Genomic DNA, 11,405 nt, shown 5'->3' with positions numbered 1-11,405 from the left:
AAAAGGGATCCTTAGAGCTTACGGGAATAGAACTCAACCACCAAAAGCTCGTTGACCGGAGCGCAAATTTGCTCGCGGGGGGGCAGTTCTTTGATGCGTCCGCGCAGCTTTTCTTTGTCAAACTCCAGGTAGTCAGGTAGAAACAGACCCGGATACTCTGCGTAGGCGGCTACCAGCTTGCGGGAAGATTCCTTGTTTCTGACCGTAATCACGTCCCCCACTTTGCAGCCATAGCTGGGAATGGTGACCTTTTGGCCGTTAACCTCTATGTGGCCGTGGCTCACCAACTGTCGAGCTGCCGGGATGGTGGGAGCCATGCCCAGACGAAACACGATGCAATCCAACCGCATTTCCAGCATCTGCAACAGGGCCAAGCCGGTGGATCCCTTGGAGCGCCGTGCCTTGCGCATGTAGCGGATCATCTGCCGTTCGCTTAGCCCATAGTTGAAGCGCACCTTCTGCTTTTCTTCTAGGCGAATGGCATACTCAGACTTTTTCTTGCGCTCGGCGCCATGCATACCGGGCGGATTGTTATTTTTGGGGCGCTTGCGCGTCAAACCGGGCAGATCAAGTCCCCCGAAGCGACGAATAATTTTTAGACGGGGACCTGTGTAGCGGGACATGCGGGCAGTTCTCCGAAATCAGCAAAGGATGTCCAGGGTCGAACGTTCAGGAAGCTAGAAGAATTGGCGATCTCCTATATTAAGCGTTCACTCCCCGATCTGGGCAAGGGGGACGAAGCGGTTTTTGGGATCCCGTCTCGACCGTCTTATCCCTCTTGTCAGTCGTAATGAACCCCCAGTTGGGTGCGGATGAAGGCGCGATCTTCGCTGAGCAGGCCGTTGAGGGTGCGCCGTTCCCCTAGGATGGGATCCGGATCCAGGCCGATGGCTTCCAAGTCGGCCAGCACCATTAGCTCCACCAATTGTGGGAAGCTCACTTTGGGCTCCCACCCCAGGACTCGCTTGGCTTTGGAAGCATCCCCCAGCAGCAGATCCACCTCGGTTGGGCGGTAGTAGCGGGGGTCGATCTCGATCAACACCTGGTCTTTATACAATCCCTGTTCGGCTGGGCCGGAGCCTTTCCAGGTAATGGGCAGACCCACCAGCGCGAAGGCTCGTTCCGCGAACTCGCGCACGGTGTGGGTTTCCCCCGTAGCCAACACATAGTCGTCCGGCTGGGGTTGTTGGAGCATCATCCACATTCCCTCGACATAGTCTTTGGCGTAGCCCCAGTCTCGCTTAGCATCCAGGTTGCCCAGGTACAGTTTGCTTTGTTTACCGGCCACGATGCGGCTGACGGCGCGGGTGATCTTGCGGGTTACAAAGGTTTCCCCCCGCCGTGGGCTCTCGTGGTTGAACAAAATGCCGTTGCAGGCGAACAGATTGTAGGCTTCGCGGTAGTTGACCGTCTGCCAGTAGGCGTACACCTTGGCACAGGCATAGGGGCTGCGGGGGTAGAAGGGGGTGGTCTCCTTCTGCGGGATCTCCTGCACCAGGCCGAACATCTCCGAGGATCCCGCCTGGTAAAACTTCACCCGGATCCCGGTGCGCTGTTGGTAGTCGCGGATGGCCTCTAGAAGACGCAGCGTGCCCATGGCCACCGCGTCGACGGTGTATTCCGGCGCATCAAAACTCACCCGCACGTGGGATTGGGCCCCCAAGTTGTACACTTCCGTCGGCTGCACCTGTTCCAGGATCCGGCGCAGGGTGGTGCCGTCCGTGAGATCCCCGTAGTGGAGAAATAGCCTGGCTTGCGGGTCATGGGCATCCACGTAGATGTGGTCGATGCGGTCGGTGTTGAAAGTGCTAGCGCGGCGGATGATGCCGTGAACTTCGTAGTTTTTCTGCAGCAGCAGCTCGGCCAGATAAGAGCCATCCTGTCCGGTGATGCCGGTAATTAAGGCACGTTGGGTCATAGAGTTGGGGGCAAAGAGCGGGAAAAGTCTAAGCAGCGAAGTGGCTCAAGTCCAATAGCAAAACTCAGATCTCGAAGCAGAGACTTGAAAGCTAAGACATTATAATGCAGCAAAACTCCCTTTCCTCAGGCAGATTCCTGACCGAGGGTGTGGTCTTTTACCCGTTGCAAGGCCGCGGTCAGGGCCATGGGCCAGGGATCCGGCTGGCGCAGTTGCCGCACCCCCTGAGGTAGGCGCAGCACAGAAGCGCGGCTGGTGCGGGCGATGGCTTCTAGATCTGGCAAGGGAGCCAGTAGCACACCCCTGTGCATGATCTGGCGTAACAGCGGTTCGTAGCCGGGGGGCGGGGGCTCATCGAACCGGCCCAACAAGTCTCCCTCAGGGCTGCGAAAGATCTGCTTGCGCCCGGGAAGAGTAGCTTTGGCAAAGGAAGCCTTAGCCACCGGGATCCCGTTGATTTCCACCAATTTGTACACCCCGTTGACCCCTTCCCCGGTCACCAGGCGGGTGCCCACCCCGTAGCCGCTGATGGGAGCTTGGGAGCGATGCAGACGCTCGATCTCGTGTTCGTCGAGGTCGCCGCTGACAAACACCGGCGCTCCCTGGGGCAAAATCTGCTTTACCCGGCGAGAGAGATCTTCCAAATCTCCGGAGTCGATGCGCACCCCGCCGATTTCCCCGCGCGATCCCAGTTGATCCGGATGGGTGGCCGCAAAGAGTTGGGCTGCCGTGCGCGCCCCTTGGATGGGATCGTAGGTATCGATCAAAAGCGCGGCCTGGGGAAAGTAGCGCCGAAAGGATTGAAAGGCGCGGGTCTCGTCGCCCGAGAGAGCAGCGATGGCCATCACCAGGGAATGGGCCATGGTTCCTGCCGGCTTGCGCCCCAATTTCAGAGCCGCCAAGACGTTGGAAGTGGCGTTAAACCCTGCAGCCAGCGCCGCCCGGGCCGCCCACAGCCCCGCCTGGGGCCCAAAAGCTCGCCGCGTGCCGAACTCCAGCAAAATGGCCTCATCCCCCGCCGCATCCCGCATCCGGGCCGCCTTGGTGGCAATCAGGGTCTGGTAGTTCAAGGTGGCCAGCAGGTAGGTCTCCACCAGTTGGGCTTGCCAGAGGGGGGCTTCCACCCGCAATAGAGGCTGGTTGGCGAAAATGGCGGTTCCTTCCGGCACTGCCCACACATCTCCCTCAAACCGGCAGCGGGCCAGCAGATCCCAAAAGCGCTCCGGCGCATCGGCGAAAATGCCCGTTTCCCGCAGCGCCTGCAAAGCCTCGGGGGCAAAGCTGAGCTGCTGCAGATAGTCCACTGCCTGGGCGAGCCCCATGGCGATCAGATAGCCATAGTCGGTGGGCAGCCGCCGCACAAACAGCTCAAAGGCAGCAGGCTGAGCCTCTAACCCTTCCCCCACATAGCAGGCGGCCATGGTGAACTGGTACAGATCCGTCAGCAAACCATAGTCTTGGGGCCGCAACGACGAGAAATCAGGGCTCAACATGAAAAACCTCAGGGCAGGTGGAGGGGGACGGGAGCACGCGGCGGGTTGCCGCCAAGGTTATAGTGAAACCTACCATAAGTAAGCCTGCCTGTCAGGGATCCACAAGCAGCACCACAACCCCCGCAAGACTGGAAAAACCAGTCTTGACAAAACACCCAACCCAAACGTAGCCGAGAACATGAGCGGCCACCTGGGCAAAACTCTAGCCCCGACTTATAGTAAGATTAACCATAAGTATCCACCCGACCCCGTCAACCCTGAGCGCGCTTGTGCGAGGTCGGCCAAGTTGCAGTGGAAGAACGCCATGAATCCCATGCTAGAGGAGCTAGCTGTTGAGGCGCCGGCGGGCCTGCCGCCCCACTTTGCGCCGGAGCGGGTGGGAGAGATCTGGCGGGTGCCCTACCAACAGCGGGCAGCAGAAGCCGAGCGCTGGGCCAAGGAGCACGGGATCCCACCGGCAGAGGCCGATCGGGTGCGGGTGGGCTTGTTGCTGATCGATGTGCAGAATACCTTTTGCATCCCTGGCTTTGAGCTGTTTGTGGCCGGCTCCAGCGGTTTGGGTGCGGTGGAAGACAATCGACGGCTTTGTCAGTTTATCTATCGCAACTTGGCCCACATCACCCAGATCATCGCCACCCTCGACACCCACACAGCCATGCAGATTTTCCACCCCGTCTTTTGGGTGGACGCGCAGGGAGCCCATCCTGAACCGGCCACGGCCATTTCGGCAGCCGATATTCGCTGCGGGCGGTGGCGGGTGAACCCCGCAATGGCTGCCAACCTCACCCAAGGGGATCTGACGCGGCTGCAGGTTTATGCCCTGCACTACGCCGAGCAGTTGGAGCAAGGGGGCAAATATCCCCTCATCGTCTGGCCCTACCACTCCATGTTGGGAGGGATCGGCCATGCTCTGGTGCCGGCGGTGGAAGAGGCGATCTTCTTTCACGGCATGGCCCGCCACAGCCAGCCCAGCCTGCAGCTCAAGGGAGCCAACCCCTTGACAGAAAATTATTCCGTGCTCAGTCCGGAGGTCTTGACCGGGCCGGAAGGGGATCCCATCGACGAGAAAAACGCGTCCCTCATCTGCCACCTGTTGCAGTTTGACGCGCTGATCGTGGCCGGCCAAGCCAAAAGCCACTGTGTGGCCTGGACGGTGAACGACCTGTTGCAGGAGATCCAAGCCACGGATCCCAGCCTGGCTAAGAAAGTTTATCTTCTGGAAGATTGCACCTCAGCGGTGGTGATCCCCGGCGGGGTGGATTTCAGCGAGCAGGCGGAGGCGGCCTTCGCCCGCTTTGCCGCCGCCGGGATGCACCGGGTGCGCTCCACCGACCCCATCTGGGAGTGGCCTGAGTTTCCCAGGGATCCCGGCTGACCCCGCAGATCCAGTATGATGCGGCAGGACACTCTGCCGGAGCAGCCTGTGTACGATCGCGTCAGCGGGACGGAGTCCTTAGCTGCTTCCACCCTTTCCAGCAGCCTGCGCCCCCCCAGCGGCGCCCGCGATTTGCTGCCCCGGGAAGTACAGCGACGGGAGAGGCTGGAGGCTCAGCTCACCCAGGTTTTTCGCCGCTACGGCTACCAGCGCCTCATCACCCCCACCCTGGAGCGGCTGGAAACACTGCTGGCGGGGGGATCCATCCGCGCCGAGGCGGTGCTGCAACTGCGGGATGGCGAAGGGATGATGCTGGGGCTGCGCCCGGAGTTCACCGCTTCCCTTGTGCGGGCGGCGGCCACCCGTCTAGCCGGCGGGCCTTTGCCGCTGCGGCTCTACTACCACGGCAGCGTTTTCCGCAACAGCCGGCGGGAGGAGGGATCCTACAGCAGCCAGGAGTTTTTTCAGTCCGGGGTGGAGCTGATCGGGGCGGGCGGATGGCTGGCCGATGCCGAGATCCTGCTGCTGTTGGCCGATTGCATTCGCTCGGTCGGCATCTCCGCTTGGACGCTGCTGCTGGGCGATGTGGGCCTGACCGAAAGCCTGCTCAGCCCAGTTGCCCCCACGGCTCAAGCGGCGGTGCGCCGTGCCATTGCCCGGCTCGACTACGTTTACCTAGAATCGGCCCCTTTGCCGGAAGCCGCCCGCCAGATTGGCCTGCAAATCCTGGGGCTGCGGGGCCAGCCCGCTCAGGTTCTTTCTAACCTGGCGCGGCTGCCAGTGCCGCCTGAGCGGCTGCGGGATCTGCGGCAGCTCTGCCAGGTGCTCCAGGATCATGGAGTGCAGGTGGTGCTGGATCTGAGCCTGCTGCAAACCCTGGCTTACTACACCGGCATCGTTTTTCAGGCGGTGGCCGCCGGGGAGGTCATCGCCTTGGGAGGACGTTACGACCGGCTGCATGCCCTCTACAGCCCTCAGCAAGTGGAACAGCCGGGGATCGGCTTTACCCTGCTGCCGGATACGCTGCTGCGGCTCTTGCCCCCTGATCCCCAAACCGAGGCGATGGTCTGCAAGCGGTTGGTGGTGCCCCTGGTGCCGGCGGGGATCCCGGCGGCGCTGGCTTTGGCCGCCCGCTGGCGAGCATCAGAAGCAGTAGAGCTGGAATTGCTGGATCGGGACCCCGAAGAGATCGAAGCCTACGCCCGCCGGTGTCGGATCCCGGAGATCGCCTGGGTGCAGGCCGACGGCAGCTATCACATCACCCACCCGGCCTAATCCTGGCAAGGTTGACCTCCCAACAGAGGCGCGGCTGCACCAGTTGTAAAAGTTGTTGGCGAATGCGCTCCAACTGCTGGATTGCCTGACGGGATCCCTGCGCCCACTCGCGATAGGGGGCTGTAGGCCTGAAATGCTGTTGCAAATAGTCGATCAGCCACAGTTGCGCCGGCAGCTCCAAACCGGCCACCGCTCTGCCCAGTTCCAACGCCTGCTGAAGAGAAAAGTGCCAAGGCCAACGTTTGAGTTCCTCCAGTAGCGATGGCGGAATCTCCCGCAGGTGCTGCTGGGCCAGCAACGCCAGGCCGGGGCTGCCCTGGGCCAAGGCGATCAGCTCGGATCGGGGGATCCCTGCCAGATCTGGACAACCCAACCCACTCAACACCTGCTCCACCTCTTCTGGGCTGAGGCGGCGAAACGGCACCATCTGGCAGCGGGACAGCAGGGTTGGCAACAGGGAGGCCGCCTGGGAGGCGATGAGAATGATGTGAGCCGGGCCCGGCTCCTCCAGGGTTTTCAACAAGGCATTGGCAGCGCTTTCTGCCAAGGTTTCCGCTCCCTCCAGCACCACCACCGAGCGCCGTTCGCGTAAGCAGGACGGAGTCCTCGCAGGAATCGGCCTACGGGAACAAAAGCGAGCTATTCCCTGCACCTGCTCCAGGCGAATTTGGGGTGGCGAGCGCCGCTGCAAAGTTTGCGCCTCCGGGGATTCTGCCGGGATCAGACGGCCCTGGTGCAGGTAGGTGGGGCTGACCCAATGGAGGTCGGGATGGTTGCCCGCCAGCAGCCAACGGCAGCTTGAGCACTTGCCGCAAGGGATCCCAAAGCTGGCTTCGCACAGGAGTGCCTGGGCAAACCACCGGGCCATCAGCCCCCGACCCACCCCCTGGGGGCCCAAGAAACAGTAGCTGGAAGTCACCCGCCCCTTCTCCAGCGCCGCCACCAGCAGCCGCGCTGCCGTCTCCTGGCCAACAATGCGCTGCGGGGGCAAGACCTTCACCGGGTCAGGGGTCTCGGCGGCTGCAACTCCAAACATCATCTCAGCAGGAGAGGATGAGGTTATCGGTTGGCGGGAGCCGACAGGAAGTGCTTGCGGAAATACTGCAGCGTCTCCGGTCGCAACAACCCCCGCTCCACCAAGGAATCCCCCCAGTGGGGGGAAGCTTCATCCATTGGCGGCAAGAACTCCAGCACCTCAGCAGCCAACAAGTCGGCAGCCTTGAGGAACTCTCCCAGCGTGCGGCACCCCGACAGCCGGGCCGAATATCCCCCATCGGCAAAGAATTTGATCGTGGTCGCCTTCAGGCCCGCACACTCGCCGATAACTGTCGTCAGCTTGCCCCCCGCCTGTTGCCAACGGCTGAGGATGTGTTCGATCTGGGGCCGATCCAGCAGGCCCGCCTCCTGCAAGTTTTGGAACAGATGCCTGGCCCACGGGGTAAGCTCCGCCAACAAGGGATCCGTCGGCGGGTCTTCAGGATTGGCGGGAAGCTCCCCGGCGTTGAGCCCGGGCTCCTCCGTCCCCCTGGCAGGCCCAGACGAATGCGCCGGCCCCTCTTTGGCGGTTGGGAGGTTGGCTGCTCTCAACTGGGCTTGGGCGGCCTCGGCGATCAGCTTCTGCTGTTCGTAACTCACCTGCAGCAGACGGTTGCGGTTCTGCTCAACTTTGAGGTTCTCTTGTAAAGTCTCCAAGCTCTGTCGGTAGGCCGCCAGCAGCTCCCGCGCGTCTCGCAGCTCCACCGTCAAGTTGGCCTGCTGCTGTTGGAGGGCGCTGAGGCGGGATCCCATGCTTTTGAGTTGCTGCTGAGCCTGTTCCAGGGCTTCCTGGCGGGCTTGCAGGGATCCCTCCAGTTGGACAATGCGCTGCTCGGCCTCAGCCTGTTCTGCCCTGAGCTGCTGGATCAAAGCTTCGCTCTGCTGCCGTTGCTCCTCCAGTTGGGCAATGTGCGCTTCGTAGTCACGGTTGGCTGCCATCAACCGCGCCACTTCCGCTTGCAGTTGTTGTTGCTGCGCCTGCAAGCTCTCCACCTGCTCTGGGGGAACGTAGCCGGAAAGCCGCGCCATTTGGGTTTCGTGCTCTTGCTGTAGCTGAGCGTAGCGCTCTTGCCACCTCTGCACAGCGGCTCTCAGCTCCGCAATCGGTTGCTCTGGGGTGGCAACCTGCTCGGGCCGGGAAGCGTCCAGATGCGGGGATAGGGCAGCCTCTGACTCTGCAACTTGCCGGGCCAGTTGGGCCTGCAACTGATCCCGCTCCGACCGGAGCTGCTGGATCTGATGAAGTGCGGCCTCCAATTGGGCGCGTAGGTCGGCCACAACACTGCCGGGCACCGAGTCCAACTGGCGTTTCTGCAGAATTTGGATCTGCTCTTGCAACTGCTCCAATTCGGATTGATAGCAGTCTCGCTGGGTTTGCAACTGCCGCTGCGCTTTTTGCTCCGCAGCGCGGACAAGGGCCAACTCCGTTTCCAGCCGTTGCAGTTGTTCCCGCCAAACTCGCAAATCCTGCTGTAACGTGGCCTGATGCTGGAGCTCCACTTGTTGGAGGCGGATGGTGGCTTCCAGTTTTTGAATGCGCTGTTGATACTGGCTTTGAAAATCGGCAATCTGCTGATTCATGTTGGCCAGGATCCGATCCCATTCCTGTTCCTGGAGCTCGATTTGCAGCTGCAAGGCTTCCACTTGCTTGCGGTAGTCGGCCAAGGTGGCCGGTTGAGGCTCATCAGCAAAAGGATCTAGGGCTGCCGTGGCTGTTGTTCTGGAGACGGGAACTTCCCCAACTTCAGAGTCAAGCCCGGGTGGCCGAATCCTGGCCTCTTCCGGTACGGGCAGAGCCGGCTCCACCCCCCAGAGAGGATCCCCGGCTGCAGAGCTTTGGGGGGTTGGCTGGGGATCCCTGGCCAAAAAAGGCTGCAGCGCCTCCCACGCATTGGAGGAAGCCATCTGTTGCAGTTGCACCTGCACATCCAAGGCGCGATCCAAAATGGCCGGCTGTACCCAACCTTTCCAGGCGAGAATCTCCCCCAGTTTCCGCCCGTAACGACGCTGTTGGGCCAGAGCAACCCGCAACTGCTCGAAATCCAAATGGCCCAGCGCCACCAAAATCTCCCCCAGAGAAAGGGACTGGCTGGGCAAAAAGCGGTAGAGATCGGGCAGGGTGAGCCAGCCGTGCTCGAGGCACACTTCTCCCAACTTGAGGTGGTTTTGCTGCTGCTCCCGCAGGGCCTGGGCCAACTGGGATTGGGAAATGAGCCCTGCCCGCAGCAAACGCTGCCCCAGCGGCAAGCTCGACTCAGCCTCACCATCAGCAGCACCCCGCCCCTCCAGAAAGGGGAATGGGGTAGAGCCACTCTGGGAAGAAGAGCGCCGAGGCATCAAGAAGGCTCCCAGTTCAAGACTGTGTCGCTGCTGCACTTCAGCTTATTGCCCCCAGGATAAAGCACCAAGGGAGGGCAGCGCCACCCTGGCTTTACCCCGTGGGATCCAGTCGCATTAAAACTTGGCCAAATTCGACCGGCTGGCCGTTGCTCACCAAAATCTCCCTCACCACGCCTGCTGTTTCGGCCTCTATCTCGTTCATCAGCTTCATGGCTTCGATGATGCAGAGAGTTTGACCCTTGTTCACCCGTTGGCCAACCTGGACGAAATCCGTTTCTCCGGGGGCAGGGGCGCTGTAGAAGGTGCCCACCATCGGCGCCGTCACCTCTACCCAGTGGCTGGGGGCAGGCTTGGGAGCGCTCTCAGGAGGAGGAGCTTCTGCAGGGGGAGCAGGGGAGGGGGCCAGCGGCGGAGCGGCAGGAGGAGGAGCTTCGGCGCTCCCTTTGCGCAAGGTGAGGCGAAAATCTTTGTACTCCAGGGTTAGTTCGGCTACATCGCTCTCTTGCAGAGCGGCCAGGAGAAGACGAATTTCCTGCCAATTGACAACATCCAAGGGAAGGCTCACTCCTGATGCATCACCTGTCCACAACGGAAATCCCTAAGCCGGGGGAAGAAGCTACTCGCGGCCCAGATAGGTGTCGGTGCGGGTATCGACCCGGATCCGTTCCCCCACCTTGATGAACAAAGGCACCTGGATCTCAGCACCGGTCTCCAGCTTGGCCGGCTTGGTTCCCCCAGTTGCGGTATCTCCCTTCACCCCTGGATCGGTTTCCACCACCTCCAGAACCACAGTGTTGGGCAACTCCACATCGATCACCTGCCCATTCCAACGCAGGATTGACACTTGCATGTTTTCTTTCAGGTATTTCACGGCGGAGCCAATTTGGGCGGCAGTAATGGGGGCCTGCTCATAGGTCTCCATGTCCATGAACACCAAGTTGTCCCCCTCTGCGTAGAGATATTGCATCTCGACTTTTTCGATGGTGGCCGCCGGCAGGGTTTCCCCGGCGCGGAAGGTTTTCTCCACAACGTTGCCGGTCTGCATGTTTTTGAGTTTGGTGCGCACAAAGGCCGCTCCCTTGCCGGGTTTCACGTGCAGAAACTCGATCACCTTGTAGGGAGCTCCGTCAATTTCTACAGAGACGCCAGGGCGCAAATCGTTGCTTGAGATCATGTCGGCAGAGGGATCCGTTGCTCAGACTTCCCAATCTTACCGTGATCAGGGGGCACTCGGATTCAGCACCTGGGGATCGATGGGGGGACGACGACCATAGATGGGCAGCACCTCCTGCCACTGAGGGCGCAACCCGGCCCGGAAATCGGCGTGGGCCAATTCTGCCAACGCCACCACCGGCACAGGATCCAGAAAATCGGCGGCATCCACAGATAAGGCCTGCGGCCACCCTCGGAGAGTCGCCTGCCAAGCCGCTTCCGCCCAGAGCTGATCGGCCACTGCCACAGCCAGATGTTCGGCCCCCACCCAGTACACACCGCCATACCACTCTCCCCGTTTGGCGTCCATCTGCACCGCCACCGTCAAGGGCTGTGCCGGGGATCCCTGCTGGATCCACGCATGACGGGCCAGGACGGCCAAAGCCGAGTAGCCAAACACTGGGATGTGCAACTGCTGACCCAGCAGGCGCGCCACGCTCACCCCCAAACGGCTGCCCGTAAAGCTGCCCGGCCCCAAAGCGACCGCGATCCCGGACACCTGCGACCAGTCCTGCCCGGCCAAGAACTCCTTCAGGCAAGGGTGTAACTGCGCTGCCATCTCCCGATCCAGCCACCGGCTCAGAATGCGGGTTTCTCCCAGCTCCGGCTCCAACGGCAGCAGGGCCAAGCCCAAAACCGGCGTGGTGGTGTGGATCCCTAAAATCCAGCGGGGAAGAGACATGGCCTCTCTCAGGATCAATGAGCCAGTTGACAGAACTTAACGGATGTTTTAAGGTTGTGTTGTCAATCTTCGCGC

General features: G+C 61.3%; 10 protein-coding genes. 2 read left to right on the top strand and 8 right to left on the bottom strand.

Annotation, left to right across the window (positions count from 1 at the left end; translation table 11 throughout):
- Positions 1-11: 11 nt before the first annotated feature.
- The 3 genes from rpsD to NW844_RS09870 form a co-directional block, all read right to left on the bottom strand.
- Positions 12-623: a 30S ribosomal protein S4 gene (gene rpsD, locus NW844_RS09880; protein ID WP_414335255.1), complete on the bottom strand. Its 612-nt coding sequence runs from the start codon at positions 621-623 to the stop codon at positions 12-14.
- A 158-nt stretch (positions 624-781) separates the two neighbouring features.
- Positions 782-1,918 (bottom strand): GDP-mannose 4,6-dehydratase, encoded by a 1,137-nt coding sequence (gene gmd, locus NW844_RS09875; RefSeq protein WP_414335254.1) that lies wholly within the window; start codon positions 1,916-1,918, stop codon positions 782-784.
- Between the two features lie 125 nt (positions 1,919-2,043).
- The gene (locus NW844_RS09870) at positions 2,044-3,411 is read right to left on the bottom strand and encodes a nicotinate phosphoribosyltransferase (protein ID WP_414335252.1); all 1,368 of its coding nucleotides are present in this window, start codon (positions 3,409-3,411) and stop codon (positions 2,044-2,046) included.
- A gap of 304 nt (positions 3,412-3,715) precedes the next feature.
- Here NW844_RS09870 and NW844_RS09865 point away from each other — a divergent pair, with 304 nt between their 5' ends.
- Both NW844_RS09865 and NW844_RS09860 read left to right on the top strand, forming a co-directional pair.
- A complete protein-coding gene (locus tag NW844_RS09865; protein ID WP_414335250.1) occupies positions 3,716-4,786 on the top strand; it encodes an isochorismatase in 1,071 nt (356 codons plus the stop codon).
- A 15-nt stretch (positions 4,787-4,801) separates the two neighbouring features.
- Positions 4,802-6,061, top strand: a complete 1,260-nt coding sequence (locus NW844_RS09860; protein WP_414335248.1) for an ATP phosphoribosyltransferase regulatory subunit — start codon at positions 4,802-4,804, stop codon at positions 6,059-6,061.
- On the opposite strand, the gene NW844_RS09855 is transcribed toward NW844_RS09860, so the two are convergent.
- The 5 genes from NW844_RS09855 to tsaB form a co-directional block, all read right to left on the bottom strand.
- The gene (locus NW844_RS09855; RefSeq protein ID WP_414335247.1) at positions 6,045-7,100 is read right to left on the bottom strand and encodes a DNA polymerase III subunit delta'; all 1,056 of its coding nucleotides are present in this window, start codon (positions 7,098-7,100) and stop codon (positions 6,045-6,047) included. The genes NW844_RS09860 and NW844_RS09855 overlap by 17 nt on opposite strands.
- Before the next feature lie 20 nt (positions 7,101-7,120).
- The gene (locus tag NW844_RS09850; RefSeq protein WP_414335245.1) at positions 7,121-9,433 is read right to left on the bottom strand and encodes a hypothetical protein; all 2,313 of its coding nucleotides are present in this window, start codon (positions 9,431-9,433) and stop codon (positions 7,121-7,123) included.
- Between the two features lie 94 nt (positions 9,434-9,527).
- On the bottom strand, positions 9,528-9,989 hold the full coding sequence (accB, locus tag NW844_RS09845) for an acetyl-CoA carboxylase biotin carboxyl carrier protein (RefSeq protein WP_414335243.1): 462 nt from the start codon (positions 9,987-9,989) through the stop codon (positions 9,528-9,530).
- 63 nt (positions 9,990-10,052) lie between these two features.
- Positions 10,053-10,610 (bottom strand): elongation factor P, encoded by a 558-nt coding sequence (gene efp, locus NW844_RS09840; protein ID WP_414335241.1) that lies wholly within the window; start codon positions 10,608-10,610, stop codon positions 10,053-10,055.
- A 45-nt stretch (positions 10,611-10,655) separates the two neighbouring features.
- Positions 10,656-11,330: a tRNA (adenosine(37)-N6)-threonylcarbamoyltransferase complex dimerization subunit type 1 TsaB gene (gene tsaB / locus NW844_RS09835; RefSeq protein ID WP_414335239.1), complete on the bottom strand. Its 675-nt coding sequence runs from the start codon at positions 11,328-11,330 to the stop codon at positions 10,656-10,658.
- Between the last annotated feature and the right edge of the window lie 75 nt (positions 11,331-11,405).

This window comes from Synechococcus sp. H55.2 (assembly GCF_047462495.1).
Taxonomy (GTDB): domain Bacteria; phylum Cyanobacteriota; class Cyanobacteriia; order Thermostichales; family Thermostichaceae; genus Thermostichus.
The sequence above is the reverse complement of the archived record's forward strand: the minus strand, read 5'-3'. Positions and strand labels throughout refer to the sequence as shown.